The sequence below is a fragment of the Actinomadura luzonensis genome (assembly GCF_022664455.2).
In the GTDB taxonomy this organism is placed as follows: Bacteria; Actinomycetota; Actinomycetes; order Streptosporangiales; family Streptosporangiaceae; genus Nonomuraea; species Nonomuraea luzonensis.
On the sequence record NZ_JAKRKC020000001.1, the window covers coordinates 5,649,612 to 5,670,308 of the forward strand.

At 72.9% G+C, this 20,697-nt stretch carries 21 protein-coding genes; 12 read left to right on the forward strand and 9 right to left on the reverse strand.

Annotation, left to right across the window (positions count from 1 at the left end):
• Positions 1 to 5 precede the first annotated feature (5 nt).
• On the reverse strand, positions 6 to 1,025 hold the full coding sequence (locus MF672_RS26830; protein WP_242375000.1) for an aldo/keto reductase: 1,020 nt from the start codon (positions 1,023 to 1,025) through the stop codon (positions 6 to 8).
• Positions 1,026 to 1,106: 81 nt separating this feature from the next.
• Between MF672_RS26830 and MF672_RS26835 the strand changes: the two genes are divergently transcribed.
• A complete protein-coding gene (locus MF672_RS26835) occupies positions 1,107 to 1,652 on the forward strand; it encodes a TetR/AcrR family transcriptional regulator (RefSeq protein ID WP_242375001.1) in 546 nt (181 codons plus the stop codon).
• Here the strand turns inward: MF672_RS26835 and MF672_RS26840 are convergent.
• Entirely contained in the window at positions 1,633 to 2,799 is a 1,167-nt protein-coding gene (locus tag MF672_RS26840; protein WP_242375002.1) for a pyridoxal phosphate-dependent aminotransferase, read from the reverse strand. The genes MF672_RS26835 and MF672_RS26840 overlap by 20 nt on opposite strands.
• A 25-nt stretch (positions 2,800 to 2,824) precedes the next feature.
• On the opposite strand from MF672_RS26840, the gene MF672_RS26845 reads away from it, so the two are divergent.
• From MF672_RS26845 to MF672_RS26880, 8 genes are read left to right on the forward strand one after another with little or no spacing between them, the layout of a single operon-like run.
• Entirely contained in the window at positions 2,825 to 4,537 is a 1,713-nt protein-coding gene (locus MF672_RS26845) for an alpha/beta hydrolase (RefSeq protein ID WP_242375003.1), read from the forward strand.
• Positions 4,534 to 5,463: a DUF418 domain-containing protein gene (locus MF672_RS26850; protein ID WP_242375004.1), complete on the forward strand. Its 930-nt coding sequence runs from the start codon at positions 4,534 to 4,536 to the stop codon at positions 5,461 to 5,463. The genes MF672_RS26845 and MF672_RS26850 overlap by 4 nt, the downstream gene beginning before the upstream one ends.
• The gene (locus tag MF672_RS26855; RefSeq protein WP_242375005.1) at positions 5,423 to 6,199 is read left to right on the forward strand and encodes a carbon-nitrogen hydrolase family protein; all 777 of its coding nucleotides are present in this window, start codon (positions 5,423 to 5,425) and stop codon (positions 6,197 to 6,199) included. The genes MF672_RS26850 and MF672_RS26855 overlap by 41 nt, the downstream gene beginning before the upstream one ends.
• A 26-nt stretch (positions 6,200 to 6,225) precedes the next feature.
• Positions 6,226 to 6,672 (forward strand): hypothetical protein, encoded by a 447-nt coding sequence (locus tag MF672_RS26860; protein ID WP_242375006.1) that lies wholly within the window; start codon positions 6,226 to 6,228, stop codon positions 6,670 to 6,672.
• Complete coding sequence (locus tag MF672_RS26865) at positions 6,669 to 7,064, forward strand: UCP033725 family protein (RefSeq protein WP_242375007.1); 396 nt, start codon at positions 6,669 to 6,671, stop codon at positions 7,062 to 7,064. Before MF672_RS26860 ends, MF672_RS26865 begins: the two co-directional genes overlap by 4 nt.
• A 13-nt stretch (positions 7,065 to 7,077) precedes the next feature.
• Positions 7,078 to 7,635 (forward strand): GNAT family N-acetyltransferase, encoded by a 558-nt coding sequence (locus tag MF672_RS26870; protein ID WP_242375008.1) that lies wholly within the window; start codon positions 7,078 to 7,080, stop codon positions 7,633 to 7,635.
• Between the two features lie 38 nt (positions 7,636 to 7,673).
• Positions 7,674 to 8,177, forward strand: coding sequence for a sigma-70 family RNA polymerase sigma factor (locus MF672_RS26875; protein WP_242375009.1), 504 nt, complete (start codon positions 7,674 to 7,676; stop codon positions 8,175 to 8,177).
• On the forward strand, positions 8,174 to 10,090 hold the full coding sequence (locus MF672_RS26880; protein ID WP_242375010.1) for a hypothetical protein: 1,917 nt from the start codon (positions 8,174 to 8,176) through the stop codon (positions 10,088 to 10,090). Before MF672_RS26875 ends, MF672_RS26880 begins: the two co-directional genes overlap by 4 nt.
• A gap of 52 nt (positions 10,091 to 10,142) precedes the next feature.
• Here the strand turns inward: MF672_RS26880 and MF672_RS26885 are convergent, their stop codons facing one another.
• Entirely contained in the window at positions 10,143 to 11,630 is a 1,488-nt protein-coding gene (locus MF672_RS26885; protein WP_242375011.1) for a carboxyl transferase domain-containing protein, read from the reverse strand.
• A gap of 74 nt (positions 11,631 to 11,704) precedes the next feature.
• A complete protein-coding gene (locus MF672_RS26890) occupies positions 11,705 to 11,893 on the reverse strand; it encodes a hypothetical protein (protein ID WP_242375012.1) in 189 nt (62 codons plus the stop codon).
• A 76-nt stretch (positions 11,894 to 11,969) separates the two neighbouring features.
• Between MF672_RS26890 and MF672_RS26895 the strand changes: the two genes are divergently transcribed.
• On the forward strand, positions 11,970 to 12,500 hold the full coding sequence (locus tag MF672_RS26895) for a uridine kinase family protein (protein WP_242375013.1): 531 nt from the start codon (positions 11,970 to 11,972) through the stop codon (positions 12,498 to 12,500).
• 13 nt (positions 12,501 to 12,513) lie between these two features.
• Here the strand turns inward: MF672_RS26895 and MF672_RS26900 are convergent, their stop codons facing one another.
• Positions 12,514 to 13,188, reverse strand: a complete 675-nt coding sequence (locus MF672_RS26900) for a histidine phosphatase family protein (protein ID WP_242375014.1) — start codon at positions 13,186 to 13,188, stop codon at positions 12,514 to 12,516.
• 468 nt (positions 13,189 to 13,656) lie between these two features.
• On the opposite strand from MF672_RS26900, the gene MF672_RS26905 reads away from it, so the two are divergent.
• Entirely contained in the window at positions 13,657 to 14,697 is a 1,041-nt protein-coding gene (locus MF672_RS26905; protein ID WP_242375015.1) for a hypothetical protein, read from the forward strand.
• Here the strand turns inward: MF672_RS26905 and MF672_RS26910 are convergent.
• Positions 14,678 to 15,391, reverse strand: coding sequence for a hypothetical protein (locus tag MF672_RS26910; RefSeq protein ID WP_242375016.1), 714 nt, complete (start codon positions 15,389 to 15,391; stop codon positions 14,678 to 14,680). The two genes, MF672_RS26905 and MF672_RS26910, sit on opposite strands and share 20 nt — an antisense overlap.
• A 203-nt stretch (positions 15,392 to 15,594) precedes the next feature.
• On the opposite strand from MF672_RS26910, the gene MF672_RS26915 reads away from it, so the two are divergent.
• Positions 15,595 to 16,467 carry an NAD(P)-dependent oxidoreductase gene (locus MF672_RS26915; RefSeq protein WP_242375017.1) on the forward strand — a complete coding sequence of 291 codons (873 nt, stop codon included), beginning with the start codon at positions 15,595 to 15,597 and terminating at the stop codon, positions 16,465 to 16,467.
• On the opposite strand, the gene MF672_RS26920 is transcribed toward MF672_RS26915, so the two are convergent.
• Genes MF672_RS26920 through MF672_RS26930 form a run of 3 tightly spaced genes read right to left on the reverse strand, consistent with a single transcriptional unit; the run spans position 16,464 to position 20,676 of the window.
• Entirely contained in the window at positions 16,464 to 18,272 is a 1,809-nt protein-coding gene (locus tag MF672_RS26920; protein ID WP_242375018.1) for a hydantoinase B/oxoprolinase family protein, read from the reverse strand. The two genes, MF672_RS26915 and MF672_RS26920, sit on opposite strands and share 4 nt — an antisense overlap.
• Complete coding sequence (locus MF672_RS26925) at positions 18,265 to 20,298, reverse strand: hydantoinase/oxoprolinase family protein (protein WP_242375019.1); 2,034 nt, start codon at positions 20,296 to 20,298, stop codon at positions 18,265 to 18,267. Before MF672_RS26925 ends, MF672_RS26920 begins: the two co-directional genes overlap by 8 nt.
• Positions 20,299 to 20,304: 6 nt before the next feature.
• Positions 20,305 to 20,676 carry a hypothetical protein gene (locus tag MF672_RS26930; RefSeq protein ID WP_242375020.1) on the reverse strand — a complete coding sequence of 124 codons (372 nt, stop codon included), beginning with the start codon at positions 20,674 to 20,676 and terminating at the stop codon, positions 20,305 to 20,307.
• Positions 20,677 to 20,697: the final 21 nt, after the last annotated feature.

Consider the following 20,697-nt stretch of genomic DNA (forward strand, 5'->3'; position numbering starts at 1 on the left):
CCGGGTCAGCGCCCGGGGGTGAGGTGGAAGAACGAGCCGTCCGCCGGGGCGGTGTCCACACGGGAGACCTCCTCCAGCCGGGCCCGCGCCTCCTCCGGCAGGTCCAGCTCGAACGCCGCCAGGTTCTGCCGCAGCTGCTCCACCGACCGCGGCCCGATCAGGGCCGAGGTCACCCCGGGCCGGGAGGCCGCCCAGGACAGCGCCACGTCGGCCGGCGCGGCCCCCACGGCGGCGGCGACCGCGGCCACCTCCTCGGCGATCTCCAGGTTGCGCCGGGTGAGCAGGGACTCGGCCCAGTGCCGGGCGCCGGGCAGGTCGCTGCCGAGCAGGCGGCCCATGCGGGTGTCCCGGCCCGGGGCCTCGCCGGCGCGGTAGCGGCCGGTCAGGACGCCGCCGCCGAGCGTGCCGTAGGCGATGACGCCGAGGCCGTGGCGTTCGCAGGCGGGCAGGATCTCGGCCTCGGCGGCCCGCTGGATGAGCGAGTACTGCGGCTGCAGGGCGACGAACGGGGTGCCGCCCGCCCGGGCCGCGGCCCACTGGGACTCGACGATCTGGGCGGCGCTGAAGTTGGAGCAGCCGAGGTAGCGGACCTTGCCGGCGCGCACGAAGCCGTCCAGCGTGGCCATGGTCTCCTCGATCGGCGTGCGCGGGTCCCACTGGTGGCACTGGTAGACGTCGACGTGGTCGGTGCCGAGGCGGCGCAGGCTGGCGTCGAGGGCGCGGGTGAGGTGGCGGCGCGACAGGCCGCGGCCCTCGGCGCCGGTGGGCATGGCGCCCTTGGTGGCCAGCACCACCTCCTCGCGCCGGCCCTTGATCGCGCGGCCGACGATCTCCTCGGTCTCGCCGCGGTGGTAGAGGTCGGCGGTGTCGACGAAGGTGCCGCCGGCGTCGAGGAAGGCGTGGATGATGCTCCTGGCCTCGCTCTCGTCGCAGGCGGCCAGGCCGTGGGCGGTGCCGAAGTTCATGGTGCCGAGGCAGGCCCGGGTGACGCGTAGGCCGGAGCGGCCCAGGTTGAGCTGCTGCATGAGACAATCCCCTAGAGGCGGAATGCGTGTTCCGCTTGGACCATACGGAACACCGGTTCCGCTTGTCAACGGGAGGAACGGATGATGCGCGCCGACGCCCAGCGCAACCGCGCCCGCGTGCTGGAGGCCGCCGAGCAGGTGCTGGCGAGGGACGGCCTGGCCGCGTCGATGCGGGAGATCGCCGAGGTGGCCGGCGTCGGCGTGGGGACGATCTACCGCCAGTTCCCCACCAAGGAGGCGCTCTACCAGGCCATCGTGCTCGACCGCCAGCGGCGCCTGGCCGAGCGGGCCGCCGAGCTGACGGGAGCGTCCGACGCCGGGGAGGCGTTCTTCGCCTTCTTCACCCGGATCGTCGAGGACTCGACCGTCAAGAAGGTCCTCATCGACGCGCTGCGGGAGGCCGGCATCGACCCCAAGGCCGGCATGCCGGACATCCGCGGCGCGATCGAGGCGTTGCTGCGGCGCGCCCAGGACGCCGGCGCGGTGCGCGCCGACGTCGGCATGCCCGAGCTGCTGGCGCTGCTCAGCGCCACGTCCCTGGCCGCGCAGCACAACAACTGGGACGCGGGCCTGCGCACCCGCACGCTGCGGGTGGTCTTCGACGGGCTCAGGCCGACAGGCGCTTGAGCCGCGCCACCGCCTCGTCGATCACCTCGTCCTTCTTGCAGAAGGCGAACCTGACGTAGTGCCGCCCGCGTTCCTGATGCTCGTAGAAGACCTGCGTCGGGATGGCGACCACCCCGGCCAGCTCGGGCAGCCGCCGCGTCAGCTCCAGCCCGTCGGTGAAGCCGAGCGGCCGGATGTCGGTCTGCACGAAGTACGTGCCGGCCGGCCGCAGCACCTCGAACCCGGCCGCCGTCAGCCCCTCCATCAGCCGGTCGCGTTTGTCCTGCAGCCCGGCGCGCAGCGCGGAGACCCACTCCAGCTCGTGCCGCAGCCCGTAGGCCACCGCGAGCTGCCACGGCGCGCTCGCGGTGAAGGTGAGGAACTGCTTGACCGTCTGCACCGCCGTGACCAGCGGCGCGGGCGCGCACACCCAGCCGGTCTTCCAGCCGGTCACCGAGAACGTCTTGCCCGCCGACGAGATCATCACCGTGCGCTCGCGCATGCCGGGCAGCGTGGCCAGCGGCACGTGCGCGACGCCGTCGAAGGTCAGGTGCTCGTACACCTCGTCGGTGATCGCGATCAGGTCGCGCTCGCGGCACAGCCCGGCGATGACCTCCAGCTCCTCGCGGGTGAACACGGTCCCGGTCGGGTTGTGCGGCGAGTTGACCAGGATCGCCCTGGTACGCGGCGTGACGGCGGCGCGCAGCTCGCCGGGGTCGAAGGTGAAGCGGCCCGCGACCGGCCGCAGGGTGACCGCCACCAGCCGCGCCTGGGCGAGCGCGACGGAGGCGGCGTAGGAGTCGTAGAACGGCTCGAACACGACCACCTCGTCGCCGGGCTCGCACAGCGCCAGCACGCTCGCCGCGATCGCCTCGGTGGCGCCCACCGTGACCAGGACCTCGCCGGACGGGTCGTAGTCGAGCCGGTAGTGGTCGGCCCGGTGCTCGGCGACCGCGCGGCGCAGCTCGGGCAGGCCGGGGCCGGGCGGGTACTGGTTGGCGCCGGAGGTGATGGCCTGCATCGCCCGGTCGAGCATGGCGGCCGGCCCGTCGGTGTCGGGGAACCCCTGGCCGAGGTTGATCGATCCGGTCTGCACGGCGAGAGCGCTCATCTCCGCGAAGATGGTGGTACCGAAGGCTCGCATCCTGGACACAAGTGGTTCCGTCACGGTCACAGACTATTAGTCTCGTGCCGTGATCATTCGGGTCGTGCTCGCCCTCGCCCTGTCCGCGCCGCCGGTCCTGATCCCCGCGGCGCCGGCGTCCGCGGCGCCGCAGCCCCGCCCCTGTCCCGTGGCCGTGCCCGCGCGGACGACCTGCGGCTTCCTCACCGTCCCCGAACGCAGGGACGCCCCCGGCAGGACGATCCGCGTCGGCTACGCGCTGCACCGCTCGGCCGCCCGCGACCGCAGGCCCGACCCGGTCGTCTACATGAGCGGCGGCCCCGGGTCGGCGTCGCTGCAGCTCACCGGGTTCCTGGCGCAGATGTTCCCGGACCGGGACGTGGTGACGGTCGAGCAGCGCGGCGGCCGCTACTCCGAGCCCGTGCTGAGCTGCCCCGAGACCGCGGCCGCGCTGCTCGGCCAGCTCCGCACCCCGCGCGACGACGTCGCCGCCGCCGCCGTGAGGTGCCGCGACCGGCTCCGCGAGCAGGGCGTCGACCTCCGCGGCTACACCACCAGGGAGATCGCCGCCGACGTCGTCGCGCTGCGCCGCGAGCTGGGCTACCCGAGCTGGAACCTGTTCGGCGTCAGCTACTCCACCCGCGTGATGGCGCTGGCCGCCGCGACGGACCCGGACGGCACCCGGTCCCTGGTCCTGGACTCCTACCTGCCGCAGAGCGTCGCCTGGTACGACGACGCCGCGCGCAACCTCACCGACACGATCGCCCGCCTCGGCGCCGCGGACGCCTACGCGGCCATGGTCGCCCGGCTCAACGCCTCCCCCGCCCGCGTGCCGACCACCGACCCGCTGCTCGGCCGCGCGTTCACCGCCAGGATGAGCGGCGACGACGTGTCCGCGGTGCTGTTCGAGGGGCTGGCCGAGGCGGACGTGGCGGCCGTGGCCCCCCAGCTGGTGCGCGCGCTCGCCACCGGCCACGACGAGCTGCTGCGCCCGCTCGCCGACGCCGTGGGCGAGGGGCTGGTGTCGCACGAGTTCGGGCTGTACCACGCGGTCCAGTGCCAGGACGAGCTGCCGTTCAACACCGGCCGCTCCCCGCTGTTCACCCACCGGGCCGACCAGGCGGTGTGCGACGCCTGGGGGCTGCCGCGCTCGCCGCCGGAGCAGGGCGTGCCGCGCGCGCCCGCGTTCGTGCTCGGCGGCCGGTACGACCCCACCACGCCGGTCCGCACCAGCAGGCCGGCCGCCGCCGCGCTGCCGGGCGCCCGGTTCGTGGAGGTGCCGCACGCCTCCCACGCGGTCTTCCTGTCCAGTGCGTGCGCCCGCCGCGAGATCGCCGGGTTCGTCGCGGACCCGGCCGGCCGGACCGCCGCCCCCTGCCTGGACCCGCCGATCACGCCGGGCGAGCTGCGCGTGACGGCGGCCCCGTACGAGATCTCGCGGGCCCCCTGGCTGGCCGCGCCGTTCGCGGTGTTCGCGCTGACCGCGCTGGCGCAGCTCGTGGTGGCCGGGCTGCGGGGCCGGGCGTTCGCCGCCTTCGGCGGGTTGTGCGGGGTGGCGTTCGCCGGGCTGACCGGCCAGGCCGTCTGGGGGCTCGCCGCCCGCAACGAGACGGCCCTGGCCGTCGGCGTCCCCGCGGTCGTCGGGCCCTGCACGTGGATCGCGGTCGCCGCGGTGGCGCTCACGGCCGTCGGCGCGGCGCTGCGGTGGCGCCGCTGGCCGGGCTGGGCGGCGACCGCTGTCGGCGGGGGATTCCTCGTATGGTGGTTGGTCTGGTTCCTATGACGCGCATCAGAGAGCTCGACGCGCTCCGCGGGTTCGCGGTGTGCGGCATCATGCTGGTCAACACCTGGCAGCACACCCGCGAGCCCGACGTGCCGCTCAACGGCGTGGACCTGGTGGTCCAGAACCTCTTCCAGAGCCGCTTCTACCCGATCTTCTCGGCGCTGTTCGGCATCAGCTTCCTGCTGTTCCTGCGCGGCAACAGCCGGTGGGCGCTGCTGAGCCGGCTGTTCTGGCTCTACTGCATCGGGCTGGGGCAGGGCCTGTTCTACGAGGGCGAGGTGCTGACCGACTACGCCTTCTGGGGGGCGGTGGTGCTGCTGCCCGCCTCGTTCCTGCCGGGCGGCTGGGCGCAGCTCGCGCTCGGCGTGGCGGGGCTGGTCGCGGCCCAGCTCGCCAAGGGCGGCGGGGCGTGGCTGATCCCCGGCCTGCTGCTGGTGGGCATGGGGCTGTGGCGGCTGCGGCCGCCCCGGTCGTGGCTGCTGCCGGGCTTCGCGGTGTCCGCGGCGGCCACGCTGCTGCTCACCTGGGCCGCGGGCGGCGCCTTCCGCTGGCACCTCTACAGCGCGGCGGCGCTGGCGGGGGCGCTGGCGTACGCGCTGGGCCTGCTGCTGGTGCTGCGGCCGGGCCTGTCGGCGGTGCTGGAGCCGCTCGGCAGGATGGCCCTGACGAACTACGTGACCGGCACCGCCGTGATCGTGCTGGCGCTGCCGCTGCTCAAGGCCGACCCGACCCGCTGGGCCGTGGTGGGTCTCGCGGCGGTCACCGTGGCGGTGCAGGCGGCGGGCAGCAGGTGGTGGCTGGCCCGGTTCCGGTACGGGCCGCTGGAGTGGGTCTGGCGGTGCCTGACCTGGTTTCGACGGGTGCCCAACCGGTTAGAGTCGGGCCGTGACCACAATCGCCCTCTGCCAGATCCCGGTCTCACCTGACCCCTCGACGAACCTCAAGAGGGCCAGGGAGGCGCTTTCCCGCGCCGAGGGGGCCGACCTCGCGATCTTCCCCGAGGCCACGCTGACCCGTTACGGGCGGCGCGTCACGAGCCTGGCCGAGCCGCTGGACGGGCCGTTCGTGTCGGGGCTCGCCGACGCGGCGCGCGAGCACGGCCTGGCGGTGATCGCCGGGGTGTTCGAGCCGGGCGGCGACCGCGTCCACAACACGGCCGTGGCCCTCGACGCCCAGGGCTCGCTGCGGGCCGCGTACCGCAAGATCCACCTGTTCGACTCCTTCGGGGCGAAGGAGTCCGACCTGGTCGCGCCGGGCGCCGAGCCCGTCGTGGTCGAGCTGGCCGGGCTCCGCGTCGGGCTCGTCACCTGCTACGACGTGCGCTTCCCCGAGCTGGCCCGGGCGCTGGTGGACCGCGGCGCGGAGCTGTTCGCGGTCATCGCCGCCTGGGGCTCCGGGCCGCTCAAGGAGGACCACTGGGTGACGCTGGTGCGGGCGCGGGCGCTGGAGAACACCATGTGGACGGCCGCCGTCGGCCAGGCGCCGAACCCGGGCGAGTCCTCCGACGGCTACGGCGTGGGCCGCAGCATGCTGGTCGACCCGCTCGGCGTGGTGCGCGCCGACCTGGGCACCGCGCCCGGCGTTCAGGTGGTGGAGGTGGACCGGGAGTACACCGGGACCGCGCGGGCGACCCTGCCCTGCCTTCAGCACCGGGTCTTGTAGGGGTCAAGCGACCGTAAAGTAGATGCGTGAGCGGAACGCAGATGCAGAAAGTGATCCCGCCGCGTCTGCTCGTCCCCTATCTGTCGGGCAAGCGCACGGTGATCTCCGGTTACGTCTACCGGGTGCAGGACTGCGTCAGGCTGACCAGCCCGGAGGCGCTCTATTGGGGGCTCGACCTGTCCTTCGACGGGTCCGAGCTGTTCGCGGAGGTGCCCGAGGTGTATCTGATGCGCTGGTACGCGCGTGACGTCGACACCTACGCGGTGCCGTACGGGCCGCACATGGGCGGCGACTGGAGCGACGCGCCGCCGTTCGCGGGCAACGGGTTCACCACCTCGCCCGACCACGTGGTGCCGCAGTTCCACACCGTGCCGATGCCGATCCCGGCGGGCGCGGAGATCGTCCACGTGACGCGCGACGGCGAGCGGCCCTTCGCCGGCTACGACGGGCTGACCTGGCGGCCCGCCGCATGAGCGAGGACATCACGCCGGTCGCCTCCGGCTTCGTCGCCCGCTTCGGCGATCGCACCCTGCCCGCCGCCCTGGGGCCCGACAACGACCAGGTGGTGCTGTTCAGCGAGGTCGAGCTGCCCGGCTTCGAGCCGGGCAGCGGCTACTGGCGGCGCACCGTGCCGCGCTCCGAGGTGGAGTGGGTGGTGCTCATCCGCACGGTCGGGGCCTTCGGCGGCGAGCCGTGCATCGTCCTCGACGAGGACGAGGACGGCCTGCACATCGCCTACACCGGGCACAGCGGGATGAAAGCGGAGGCGTTGGGCTACTGGATGGTGGATCATGGCGCCTACGAGGTCGTGGTGCCTCGCGAGGAGGTCTTCTCCCTCCGGGTCGAACGCATCCCGGTGCCCTGAGAGGTGAGCTGACGTGTTCGCGACCGAGCTGGGCGGCGGCGCGCTGCTGCGGCCCCTGGAGCCGTGGCGGGCCGAGGAGTTCCTGGCGCACATGGAGCGCGGCCGGGAGCACGTCGGGCGTTTCATCGGCCTCGCCGACGCGGTGACCGACCTGGAGTCCAGCCGGGCGTACCTGCGCTCGTACGCCGACAAGGCCGCCGCCGACACCGGCCGCCTCTGCGGCATCTGGCTGGACGACAAGCTCGTCGGCGGCGTGCTGCTCCGCACCATGGACCTCGCCCTGGGCGTCGCCGAGGCGGGCTGCTGGCTGGAGCCCGCGGCCACGGGCAGGGGCCTGGTCACCAGGGCGGCCGGCGTGCTCATCGACTGGGCGGTCGAGGAGCGCGGCATCCACCGCGTCGAGTGGTGGGCGGCGGCGGAGAACACCGCCAGCGTCGCGGTGGCGCGGCGGCTCGGCATGAGCCGCGACGGCGTGCTGCGGGAGTACTACCCGCATCGCGGCAGGCGGCTCGACATGGAGATCTGGTCGGTGCTCGCCCCCGAGTGGCGCGAGCGGCGCCGTTCCGCCTGAGACGTCAACCTGATCCGGGTCCGGGTGTCTCTTCAGATGTGATCGACACACCGACCACGGCGCCCCCGTCGTTCGCGGAGCTGTTCGCCGCCCAGTACCCGCACCTGGTGCGGCTGGCGGGCCTGCTGGGCGCCGACGACCCCGAGGACATCGCCCAGGAGGCCTTCGCCCGGCTGCACGCCCGGCGGCTGCGCGACGACGCCGCGGCGCTGTCGTACCTGCGGGCGACCGTCTGCAACCTGACCCGCAACCGCCTGCGGCACCTCCGCCTGGTCCGCCTGCGCCGTCCCGACCCGCCCGAACCGGCCCGCAGCAGCGAGCACGCCGTGCTCGTCGCCGAGGAGCACCGCGCGCTGCTGGCCGCGGTGGACCGCCTGCCGCGCCGCCAGCGCGAGGCCCTGGTCCTGCGGTACTGGCTGGACCTGTCCGAACGGGAGATCGCCGAGGCCATGGGCGTCTCGCCCGGCTCGGTGAAGACGCACGCCAGCCGCGCCATCGCCGCGCTCGGCCGGGCGCTCAAGGAAGAGGAGGACGCGCGATGACCGAGCTGGAGGAGCGGCTGCGGGCCGCGTTCGACGCGCGGGCGAGGACCTTCGAGTCGAGCCCGGACGCCTGGGCCCGCGTCCAGGCCCGCCACGGCCGCCGGGACTACCGGCGCTGGGCCCGGCCGCTGCTGGCCGCGGTGCCCGTGGCGTTGCTGGCGGCGTTCGTCCCGGTGCTGCTCGGCGGGGGCCTGGGCCGGGAGATCGCGGCCGGCCCCGAGGAGGTCTACGGGCGGCTGATGAAGGGCCGCGAGCCCGCCGGCGAGCAGGTGACCGTGGACAACCCCACCGAGGGCCGCCCGATGCGGATCTGGTTCGCCGAGGCGTCGCTCGGCTACCCGGAGGTCTGCTACGTCGTGGAGCGCGCCGCCGCCGAACCGTACGGCGGCTGCGCGCCGGTCCAGGAGTGGGCGCAGGCCGACTTCGTCGGCAGCACGCTGCGGAGCGGCGCGGAGACCGCGATGGACTGGGGCGTGGCCACGCCGGAGGTCGGCGCCGTCACCGGCGTCACCGCGGGCGGGCGGCGGATCCCCGGTGCGGTGCTGGCCCCGGCGGGCGCGCCGTACCGGATCTGGACCGTGGACTACCCGGAGCGGGAGCCCATCCAGAAGATCGAGTACGCCGACGCGCGCGGCGGGCACCTCGGCTGGTCCTCCCGCGACATGCTGGCGACCACGCCGGGACCGGCGCTGGGCCAGGCCGTCGAGCTGCCCGAGGGCGTCACCGTCCGGCCGCACCTCGCGGAGCAGGGCACCACGCTCGCCTGGACGCGCGCCGGCGCCGGGATCGCCGAGAGCCGGGTCGACGGCAAGGAGACCCTGTACGTCGGCGTGACCCGCGACGTGATCGCCGGGTACGCCCCCGCCGGCGTCACCCGGGTCGCGGTGTCCTTCCCCGGCGAGGGGACGGTCACCATGGAGGTCACCCCCGACCCCTGGGGCCTCGGCATCGGGCTGTTCTCCGGTGCGAGCCCGCGGTCCGACACGTACGCCGGCTACACGGCGATCGCCTACGACGCCTCCGGCAAGGAGGTCAAGCGGCTCCAGGAGCCGGTCAGGGAGCAGCCAGGAGGGGCGGAGAAGCCGATCGGCGCGGTGATCGACCTGCCCGGCACCGAGAACTCGGGCCGGCCGACGCGCGTCTGGTTCGCCCGCCCCGGCGACGGGCCGACCGTGCTCTGCGCGACGGGCGGCGCGTCGCCGTACGGGCAGGGCTCGTCGTGGTGCGCCCAGACCGGCCCGGCCAGTGACCTCCCGCGCTCCACCGCCACCGCGTACCTGCCGAAGCCGGGCGTGGTCGTGCACTTCGGCCCGGCCGGGGACGACCTGGAGCAGGTGGAGGCGGTGCTGTCCGACGGGAGCCGGGTGCGCGCCGCGTTCCTGCGGCCCGAGGGCGCGCCCGGCCGGCTGTGGCACGTGGCGGTGCCGCTCGGGGCCCGGGTCGGCGGCTACCTGGTCAGGACGCGCGGAGCGGAGCCCCGGGCGGTGCCGGTCGTCGACAAGACGTGCGGCCGGACGGTGTCGGCGGCCGAGCCGGGCGGGGTGAGCCTGCCCGCGGACGTCACGGCCCGGCTGAACGGGTCCTGCCTGGCCTTCCGCGAGGGCGGCGAGCTGGTGCCGGCGCTGCCGGGGCCGGTGCCGGGGAGCAGGCTGAGCGAGCAGTTCGGCGGGCGTTTCCCCGCGTACTGGGCGCACGGCGAGCGCGCCTGGTACGGCTACGCGCCGGCGGGCACCGCCAAGGTGGTGATCACCTGGAAGGGCGGCGGCCGGGCCGAGGCGGCGGCCACGCCGGACCCCTGGGGCCAGGGGGTGGCGCTGTTCGCGGGCCAGGGCCCCGAGGGCGCCGACTACGCCGAGACGCGCCTGACGGGGTACGGCGCGGGCGGCGAGGAGCTGTGGCAGGCCCCCCGCTGACCCACCCCGCCTGAATCCCGGCAGCCGCCGGGGCTCAGGCAGCCGCCGGGGTTCAGGCGCCGAGCCTGCGGTAGCGGGCCTGGCGGGCCGCGAGGCGGTCCGCCGGGCTCTGCCGCAGCAGCCCCGCGATCTCGTACTGCAGCGCCCGCCCCACCCGCTCGCAGAACCGCCGCGGCTCGTAGGCGGCGTCCGGCACCTCCGGCACCACCCGGTCCACGATGCCGTCGCGCCGCAGGTCGGTGGCGCGGATGCGCTGGAGCTGGGCGATCTCGGGCGCGAAATCGACCGAGCGGTAGAGGATCGCCGAGGCCCCCTCGGGCGGCAGCGGCGACAGCCAGGCGTGCTGGGCGCACAACACCCGGTCAGCGGGCAGCAGGGCGAGGGCCGCGCCGCCCGCGCCCTCGCCCAGCAGCAGGCAGACGGTCGGCGCGTCGAGCAGGACCAGCTCGGCCAGGCAGCGGGCGATCTCGGCGGCCAGCCCGCCCTCCTCGGCCGCCTTCGACAGGTCGGCCCCCGCGGTGTCGATGACGGTGACCAGCGGCAGGCCCAGCTCGGCGGCCAGCCGCATGCCGCGCCTGGCGACCCGCAGCCCGGCCGGGCCCAGCGGCGAGTTGACCCGCTGCAGCCGCCGGTCCTGGCCGAGCACCACGGCGGGCGCGCTGCCGAAGCGGGCCAGCGCGAGCAGCAGCCCCGGCTCGTTGTCGCCGGTGCCGGTGCCGCTGAGCGGCGTGACGTCGGCCGCGGCGAGCTTGAGCAGCGTGCGCACCCCTGGCCGGTCGTCGCGGCGGGAGCGGGTGATCGCCTCCCACGGCTCGACCGGCCGCAGGTCCTCCTCCGGCGGCTCGCCGGCCACCACGGCGTCCTTGTCGGCGGCCAGCACGGTCAGCGCCCTGATCGCCACCGCCCGCAGGTCGCCGGCCGACACCACGGCGTCGAGCAGGCCCTTGTGGTAGAGGTTCTCGGCGACCTGCACGCCCTCGGGGAACGGGTAGCCGTGCAGCGCCTCGAAGACGCGGGGCCCCATGAACCCGATCAGCGCCCCCGGCTCGGCGGCCGTGACGTGCCCGAGCGAGCCCCAGGAGGCCAGCACGCCGCCGGTCGTCGGGTGGCGCACGTACACGAGGTAGGGCAGGCCGAGCGCGCGGTGCGCCTGGACCGCGGCGGCGATCTTGACCATCTGCACGAACGCGAGCGCGCCCTCCTGCATGCGCGTGCCGCCAGAGGACGGCGCGGCCAGCAGCGGCAGCCGCTCGCGCCCGGCCCGTTCGACGGCGGCGGTGAACCGCTCGGCCGCGGCCACCCCGATCGAGCCGGCCATGAACGAGAACTCGCAGGCCACGACCGCCACGCGGCGGCCGTCGAGCAGGCCCTCACCGGTGATCACGGCCTCGTCGTAGCCGGACTTGACGCGGGCCGCGGCCAGCTCGTCGGCGTAGGAGGAGCCGGGCTCGGCCGGATCGGCGGGCGGCGCGTCCCACGACTTCCACGACCCCCGGTCGAGGACCGTTTCGATCAGTGTGCGCGCGTCCGGACGGCTCACTATCGCTCCCTAGATGTCGGCCGAGTCTGCATGGTTGACGCACGAGCGTCCGGGCGGGTGGCGCCGCGTGCCGGTCATCGCCGGCGCTCCTGCGGCCGGCCGGGCACCGGGTGCCCCACCTCGGCGACGAGGCCCCGCGAGGCGCGGTGAACTGCCGGGAAATAAGTCGATATTTCGTGATCAGGGCCGACGAACGCGGCGTGCGGCCCGGCCGGCGCCCTGGACAGGTCCGGCACGACGATGTCGCCGAGGGGTCCGAGCACGGTCAACCTCCCGCTTGCGTCCAGGGTGAAAGAACATTCTCTCAGTTGCCGGTCCCCCGTCATCTACCCTGGGTCGGTGAATTCGCCGGCCGCCCGCATCAGCAGCCTGCCGCCGTCGTGCGGCCCGGTCCGCCTGGTCGCCGTGGACGGGCCCGCCGGATCGGGCAAGACGACGTTCGCCGGGCGGCTGGGAGCGGCGCTGGGCTGCCAGGTCGTGCACAGCGACGACTTCCCGGTGCCGTGGGAGGAGGGGCCGGGCGGCTGGTTCGCGGCGCTGGAGGAGCAGGTGCTGCGGCCGCTGCGCGAGGGGCGGGCCGGCGGGTTCCGGCGGTACGACTGGGTACGGGGGGTGTACGACGGGCACGTGAGCGTGCCGGTCGCGCCGGTGCTCGTCGTCGAGGGCGTCGGCACGGCCCGCGCCTCGGCGGCGCACCTGGTGGCGTACACGGTGTGGGTGGAGGCCGCCGAGCCGGTGCGCCTGGCCCGCGTGCTGGAGCGCGACGGGGCGGAGCTGGCCCCGCGGTGGCGGGCGTGGTTCGCGGCCGAGCGCGAGTGGTTCGCCGCCGACCGCACCCGCGAGCGGGCCGACCTCGTCATCACCACCTGAGAGCCCGCGACGCTCAGTCCAGGTGCCCGACGTCGTTGAAGCGCACCAGCTCGAAAACGCCCTCCCCGGTCCGCCACACCGACACCGACGCGTTCAGCACGGGCGCGAACGCCAGCACCCCGGCCAGCTCGGCGTCGGGGGCGCTCGCGATGACGTGCCGCAGCCCCAGCACCACCGAGTCGTGCGCGACGATCAGCACCCGCCGCCCGTCGGCCGCCGCGTTCAGGTCGGCGACGAACGCGCGCAGCCGCACCACCACGTCCGCCAGCGACTCGCCGCCCGGCGGCCGGTAGGCGTAGGCGCCCTCCGCCTCCCGCCGCGCCACCTCCTCGGGGAACCGCTCCCCCGCCGCCGCCAGGTTGAGCCGGTCGAAGGCCCCCTGCTCCTGGTCGCGGAGCCGCTCGTCGACGGTGACGGGCAGCGGCGCGACGCCCCACGCCGCGTGCGCGGCCTGCCAGGTCTGCAGCGCCCGCGGGTACGGCGAGCACCACACCTGCTCGGGCTCCTCCCCCGCGGGCAGCGCCGCCAGCAGCCGCCCGAGCGCCGCGGCCTGCCGCCTGCCCAGGTCGGTGAGGTTGACCTCGGCGTCGCCCCGCCCGTACACGAGGGGCCGCTCGCCCGCCTGCCGGTGCGCGAGGTTGGCCTCGCTCTCGCCGTGCCGTACCGCGATGATCCGGGAAGGTCCCACGCAGTCATTCTTCCATGAGCCTTTGTCCAGATTCGGACAACAACCTCGTCAACAGTGCCAGCGAAGCGCACCATGGAGGGGCCCGCAGGAAGGTGCGAGCTGATGTCCAGCCCGGGGAACTACCACTACCAGCACTCGCAGCTCCCTGGCGTGAGCAAAAGAATGTCTGTCGGCTATGTCGTCTATTGCTGGGAATGCTGCTTCCTTGATGTCTTCGAGGAGAACCAACCATCTCGCGATGCTCTGTGCCGCAACGGTGGGCACGCGAAGACCGAGATTCTCCGGTGCGTGATCTGTACCAGGTGCAAGATGCAGGTGCTGTATCGGATCAAGCATGACCAGACACCCCCATCCCCAGCGTCGATCGAGTGCGACGGCGAAACGCACTGGCCACCACCGCTGGTCACTCGCGAGAATAATGAGGCATTGACAATCGATCCTCCCCTGCCTGAAGACTGATCTATGTGGTTGGCAAATCTGCTCACTTCCGGCGCCGCGTCGCTCGGCCGACTGCTCAGTGTCAACCTCCTGCCCACTGCGCTTTCAGCTCTGGCAGTTTGGATCTTCACCGTGTCAGGCAGTTTCACCGGCCGGAGTCATTGGCAGGCTCTCATCCCGACCGCGCTCAAGGCCGACGCGGGAACGGTCCTGCTCTTCGTCGTTGGGGTCGTGCTGGTCTCGGTCATCCTTGAGCCGTTCCAGATCCGGCTGGTACGCATGCTGGAGGGTTACTGGTCGAACTGGACTCCGAGTGCTCGCCTCGCCAATGTCATGATCGCCCGTCACCAGCAGCGGGTGCAGAGGCTCCGCGAGACAGTGCGCCTCCCACTCGCGCCTCGCGAGGACGTACGGTCGCCGCTACAAGTTCGCATGGCCGCGAGGCGTAGGTATTCGCGTCAGGTGGCCGCCCGGCAGCGAGCGCAGGACCGCCTGGCTCGCTACCCGTTCGTCGAGGACGACAACCTTCTCCCCACGGCACTCGGCAACGCTCTGCGCTCCGGAGAACGAAAGGCCGGCGAAAGATATGGTCTCGATACCATCCATTCCTGGCCAAGGATACTTCCGCAGGCATCCCCGCAACTGGCGGGAATGGCCAACTCGGCACGCGATGCGCTGGATGCCAACGCGAGCCTTTGTCTGCACTTCTTCTTCGTCGGGGTACTATCACTGATCGCTCTCGTCGACGAGCCGCTCACCCTCTGGGTACCGGCCGGCGCATTCGCGCTGTCCGTCGTGGCGTACTCGGGAGCCATCGCCGCCGCCGTCGCCTACGCCAGAATCTTGTGTGTGGTGTACGACCTTCATCGGTTCGACATGGTGAAGGGTTTGCACTACAAGCAGCCAGAGAGCTGGCAGGAAGAAAAAATTCTGTACGACAGTCTCAATACTTTCTTCCGACGCGCCGAGGTCACCTACGAGAGCCGACGCGACATCGGTGGCCAGGTCGGTCAACCTTACGACCATGGAACGGACAAGGAGGACGCCGACCCTAACGCCGGGAAACCGTGACAACTCCCAAGAGGCCGGTCAATCTCAACATCACCCGATAATCCGAGCTCTGCTCCGTCCGGGTTCCGGAATCGTTCACCCTCACCCAGCCGGAAGAATGCGAGCCGTCCTCCGGCAGTCTGACCTCCCAGGCCCGAGGGATCTTCAGGTGAACGTGTCCCAGAACAGCCCCGAGCGCGATTTCGGGGACCGCCGCCCCGCCCGGATGCTGTGCGCCGGTAAGATCAAGATGTAACTCGCCTACTATGGCTTGCGCCGAAACCTGTGGAGCGAGCTGGTCGTGCACCCGTACGAATCCGGTCGACAGCACACGCGTCCACTGTTGCTCTCGATGCGTACGTAGAGACAGAGCCAGTGAGCCTCCGGCGAGGACGAGGACGCCTGGCAGGATGACATCGCGGGCGACGGACGGGCTCACGCCGTACCTGACCGCGAGCGCCACGAGAGGCACAGCGGCGACGAGGCCGGGAGCGAGCAGAGATTCGATTCGGAGGATGCCGCGTCCGACGTTGATCGCCGCAAGTCCCAGCGCAGCCCATGGCCACCAATCCGACACCAACCGCCAGGCCACGCCCAGACGATGATCGACATCGCCGATAAGGTAGCAACCGATCGCCAGCACCGCGATCCCGAGCCACAATCGCACCCGGGCACGTGAAGCCGTGGAGATCGGCGGGGCCTTGTATGAGGACATGCGTGACTCTCCTGGCTCCTCAACGAGACATCAGCGCAGACCCATATAGACATACAAGCGCGCTATACCCTAATCGCTCTTAGTTGATGATGCCGAACGACAGGAGTCAGTTCCATAGCACGCCTGTCGCCCTACCTGTTGACAATCAGAAAGCGATACAGCCCGGTAGGACCCGGCATCGTGAGCGGTCGTATGGTGATCCCATGACTTCAGTCGCAATTCTCGGAACCGGGATCATGGGCGCCCCCATGGCGCGCAACCTGGCCGCCGCCGGCCTTCGCGTCACCGCCTGGAACCGGACGCAGGAGAAGGCGCGCCCGCTGGCCGCCGACGGCGTCACGGTGGCGGACACCGCCGCCGCCGCGGTGGAGGGCGCGGACGTCATCGTCACCATGCTGCTCGACGCCGGCACCGTGCGCGCCGCGATGACCGCCGCCGCCCCCGCCCTGCGGCCCGGCCAGGTGTGGGCGCAGATGAGCACGGTCGGCCCGGCCGGCGCGGCCGAGCTGGCGGCGCTGGCCGCCGAGCACGGCCTGACGTACGTGGACGCGCCCGTGCAGGGCACCCGGCAGCCCGCCGAGCAGGGCAAGCTCGTCGTCCTCGCGGCCGGCCCGCAGGAGGCGCGCAAGGCCGTGGAGCCGGTCTTCGACGCGGTCGGGCAGCGCACGCTCTGGGTCGGCGAGGACGGCGCGGACGGCACGGCCTCCAAGCTGAAGCTGGCCGCCGTCGGCTACGCCATCTCGCTGACCGCCGTCGTCGCCGAGTCGCTGGCCCTGGCCAAGGGCCTCGGCCTCGACCCCGACCTGGTCCGCCAGGTCATCTCGGGCGGCCCGCTGGACAACGCCTACTTCCAGGGCAAGTCGAAGGCGATCATGGAGGGCGACTTCACGCCGAGCTTCACCGTCGACAACGCCGAGAAGGACACCCGGCTGATCGTCGAGGCGGGCGCGGCCGCCGGGGTGCGCATGGACGTGGCGGCGGCGGCCCGCGAACGCTTCCGCCGCGCCTCCGCCCAGGGCCACGGCGGGGAGGACATGGCGGCCACCTGGTACGCCAGCTTCACCGGCCAGGGCTAAAGGTCGTCCACCTCCGCCTGGGTCCGGCCGCCGGAGAGCTTGGCGTAGCCGGGCCCCCGGTCGAAGAAGCGGTTGGACGGGGGCCGCAGGGTGGCGCGCAGCTCGGCCGTGCCCTGCTCGTCGATGCGGTCGCCGTCCAGCACCACGCCGTAGTCGCCGAGCGCGCCGGCGATCGAGACCTTGCCGTCGCGCACGTCCGCGGCCACCGCGCGCGGGTCGCGGTCGTAGGGGGAGCCCCAGCCGCCGCCCCCGGTGGTGCGGATGCGGATGATCTCGCCGGCGTGCACCGGGTGGTCGTCCACCAGGCCGTCCATCTCGCGGCCGTTGATCTCGACCCGGAACGGCCGCCCGGCCAGCCCGCCGTTGACGCCCCAGCATGACAGGATCGAGCGGTCGGCGATCGACATGTACGAGGCGTCGCGGAGCATCCGGATGTGCTTGTCGTAGCCGAGCCCGCCGCGGAACATGCCCGGCCCGCCCGAGTCGCAGGCGAGCCCCAGCCGCTCGACCCGGAACGGCCAGCGGGCCTCGGCGAACTCGACCGGGATGTTGCGTGAGTCGGGCACGACGTGGATGGTGTCCTCGCCGTCGGCGTACCAGCGCCCGCCGGAGCCGCCGCCCAGCACCTCGCGCATCAGGTACGGCTGCCCGTCGGCGTCGGAGCCGTGCACGCCGGTGTAGCGGATCGTCTCCTGGTCGGCCGGCATCCGCCCGCCGGTGGCCTTGGCCAGCACGCCGGCGAGCACGCCGAGCAGGCGCAGGATGACGAACGTGCGCGCGTTCGTCGGGGCCGGGAAGACCGGCGTGAGCAGCGTGCCCTTCTTCGGGAAGATCATCCGGATCAGCGGCACGACGCCCTCGTTGACGTCCAGCTCGGCCATGCGCTCGGGCGTGTCGGCCAGGTTGCGCAGCACCGGGGCCAGCCACTTCTTCAGGAACACGCCGTCGGCGTAGTCGCCGGCGTGGTTGATCGGGCCCTTCGCCTGCGGCGAGGTGCCGGTGAAGTCGATGGTGAGCGGCGCGTCGGCGTTGTGGTCGACGGTCAGCGTGATGCGCTGGGCGTGCAGGCGGGGCTCGTCCACGCCGTCGTGCTCGGCGTAGTCCTCCCACACGTACGTGCCCTCGGGGATCTTCGACAGCAGCTCGCGGCGGAAGGTCTCGGTGGTCTTGCCGATGATCGCGTCGAAGCACTCCTCGACGGCCTGCCGGCCGTAGCGCTCGAACAGCTCGCCGAGCCGCCGCGCGCCCATCAGGCAGGCCGAGCACTCGGCGTCGAGGTCGCCGGCGAGGGAGTCGGGCATGCGCGAGTTGCGGGTCATGATGCGGAGCGCGGCCTCGTTCGGCACGCCCTGGTCCCACAGCTTGATCGGCGGGACCATCAGGCCCTCCTCGAACACCGAGCGCGCGTGCGAGGGCATCGAGCCCGGCACGCTGCCGCCGATGTCGTCGTGGTGGCCGAACGCCTGCACGAACGCCACCACCTCGTCCTCGTGGAAGACCGGCACGGTCACGCACAGGTCGGGCAGGTGGCCGATGCCGCCCTCGGACAGGTAGACGTCGTTGTGGAAGTAGACGTCGCCGGGCCGCATCGTCGCGATCGGGAAGTCGCGCACGACCGGCTGCACCAGCGCGCTGTAGGAGCGGCCGGTCAGCTTGCGGAGGCGGGCGTCGTGGATGCCGGCCCGGAAGTCGTGCGCGTCGCGGATCATCGGCGAGCGGGCGGTGCGGGCGATGGCGGTCTCGACCTCCTTCTCGACCGACGCCAGCGTGCCCTCGACGATCTCGACGAGGATGGGATCAGTCACGCTTGACCTCCACGTTGCCGTACGCGTCCACGGTGGCGGTGAAGCCGGGGTGGATGGGGATGGTCGAGCCGTACTCCTCGATCACCGCCGGGCCCTGCACGGTGGCGCCGGGGCCGAGGGCGACGCGCTGGTGGATCGGCGTGTCGCGGGTGTCGTCGAAGTGCACGGACCGCACGGACGTGGCGCCCGCGCCCGGCCGGTCCAGGGGGCGCAGCGCCGGGCGGGTGATGGGGCCGACGCCCGACACGCGCAGGTTGACCCATTCGACCGCGTGGCGGGGGTCGTCGCGGTAGGCGTAGCCGTACAGCTTCTCGTGCTGCTCGTGGAAGCGCGCGACCACCTGGGCCTGCCAGTCGGCGTCGATCTCCCCGGCGGGGGCCGGGACGCGGACCTCGTAGCCCTGGCCGTAGTAGCGCAGGTCGGCGCTGCGGACGTACACGGGGTCGTCGAAGCCCTCGCGGTCGAGGGCCTCGCCCGCCTGATGCTCCAGGTCGTGGAAGATCTCGGCGGCCTTGCCGAGCGACAGGTCGCGGGTGACGTACGTGCGCACGTAGTCGTTCTTGACATCCACCGTGAGCAGCCCGAACGCCGAGACGTTGCCCGGGTCGCGCGGCACCACGACCGACGGCAGCCCCAGGATGTCGATCAGCCGGCAGGCCAGCAGCGGCCCCGACCCGCCGAACGTCACCAGCGGGAAGTCCCGGACGTCCAGCCCCCGCTTGACGGTGAGCTGCCGGATCGCGTTGCTCTGGTTGAACGCGCTGATCTCCAGGATCCCGGTCGCGGTGCGCTCGGGGGTGAGGCCGAGCTTGTCGGCCAGGGCCTCGATGCCGGTGCGAGCGGCGTCGGCGTCCAGCGGGATCTCCCCGCCCAGCAGGTGCGGCGGGATGCGGCCGAGGAAGACGTGCGCGTCGGTGACGGTCACCTCCGTGCCGCCCCGGCCGTAGCAGATGGGGCCGGGATCGGCGCCGGCCGAGCGGGGGCCGACCTTGAGCGTGCCCTCCGGCGAGATCCACGCGACCGAGCCGCCGCCCGCGCCGACCGTCACCAGGTCGATCATCGGGATCTTGCACGGGTAGCGGCCGACCGAGCCCTCGGTGGTGACGGACGGCTCGCCGTCGATCACCACGGCCACGTCGGTCGAGGTGCCGCCGCCGTCCAGGGTGATCACCGACCGGTGGCCGGCGGTGGAGGCGATGAGGGCCGCGCCGAGCGCCCCGGCGGCCGGGCCGGACAGCACGGTGGTGATCGGCTGGTTGACGACCTCGCGGGCCGACAGGATGCCGCCGTTCGACTTCATCACCGAGAACGGGCGGCCGAGGCGGGTGGACAGGTTCGCCAGGTAGCCGCGCATGGCGGGCTTGACGGCGGCGTCCACGAGCGTGGTGACCGAGCGCTCGTACTCGCGGTACTCGCGCAGCACGTCGCTGGACAGCGAGATCACCGCCTGCGGGTGCTCGCGCCACAACACCTCGCGCATGCGCCGCTCGTGCTCGGGGTTGGCGTAGGAGTGCAGGAAGCAGACGCCGATCGCGGTGATGCCCTTGCCGCGGAACCAGCGGGCCGCCTCCACGGCCTGCTCCTCGGAGAACGGCCGCACCTCGTTGCCCAGGTGGTCCAGCCGGCCGCCCACCGTGCGGACGTGGTGGACCGGGACGATCCGGGGCGGCTTCACCCAGAAGTAGGAGTTGCCGTAGCCGTCGGGGACGCTCTGCCGGCCGATCTCCAGGATGAACTCGAAGCCCTCGGTCGTGATGAAGCCGAGGCCCGCGATGCGGTCCTCCAGGAGCTGGTTCGTCGCGACGGTCGTGCCGTGCACGATGCCGCCCACGTCGAAGCCGCCGGGGACGCCGTCGGGGCCGGCGTCCAGCTCGCTCAGCTTGGCGATGCCCGCGAGGAAGCCGTCCGCCGGGTTCGCGGGGGTCGAGGGGGTCTTCGTGGTGAGGATCTCACCGGTCTCTTCGTCCACCGCGACCACATCGGTGAACGTGCCCCCGGTGTCCACTCCGATTCGCACGCTTCGCATGGCTCCTCAGCTTCGGCGTCGGCCGAGCACTTCGTCGATGACCCGTGGCGCGTTCGCGGTGCCGACGTGCGCGGCCAGGCGGATCGCCAGCTCCTGGGTCCTGGCCAGCTCGGCCTCGACCCTGGTCTTGCCGGACTGGCCGGCCTGCACGCCGAAGTACGCGCCGACGATCGTACCGACCACCCCCGCCACTCCGGCGAACAGCGCGGCGAACTCGCGCGTGGCGAACACGGCCGCGGCGAACGCGACCAGGACCGCCACGATCCCCGCCACCACCACGTAGAAGCCGTAGCGCCAGCGGGTGGCGTCGGCCTGCGCGGCGGTGAGGTCGTCGTGCTGCAACATCGCGTCGAGCGACGGCGGTTTGTCGGTGACCACAGTTCCTCCTGAAACCTCAGG

Bases quoted from the DNA above. Each gene is read 5' to 3' on its own strand.
- MF672_RS26925 (WP_242375019.1), bottom strand. From the start codon at position 20,298: ATGCGAAGCGTGCGAATCGGAGTGGACACCGGGGGCACGTTCACCGAT.
- MF672_RS26850 (WP_242375004.1), top strand. From the start codon at position 4,534: ATGACGCGCATCAGAGAGCTCGACGCGCTCCGCGGGTTCGCGGTGTGC.
- MF672_RS26880 (WP_242375010.1), top strand. From the start codon at position 8,174: ATGACCGAGCTGGAGGAGCGGCTGCGGGCCGCGTTCGACGCGCGGGCG.
- MF672_RS26910 (WP_242375016.1), bottom strand. From the start codon at position 15,391: ATGTCCTCATACAAGGCCCCGCCGATCTCCACGGCTTCACGTGCCCGG.
- MF672_RS26865 (WP_242375007.1), top strand. From the start codon at position 6,669: ATGAGCGAGGACATCACGCCGGTCGCCTCCGGCTTCGTCGCCCGCTTC.
- MF672_RS26835 (WP_242375001.1), top strand. From the start codon at position 1,107: ATGATGCGCGCCGACGCCCAGCGCAACCGCGCCCGCGTGCTGGAGGCC.
- MF672_RS26830 (WP_242375000.1), bottom strand. From the start codon at position 1,025: ATGCAGCAGCTCAACCTGGGCCGCTCCGGCCTACGCGTCACCCGGGCC.
- MF672_RS26915 (WP_242375017.1), top strand. From the start codon at position 15,595: ATGACTTCAGTCGCAATTCTCGGAACCGGGATCATGGGCGCCCCCATG.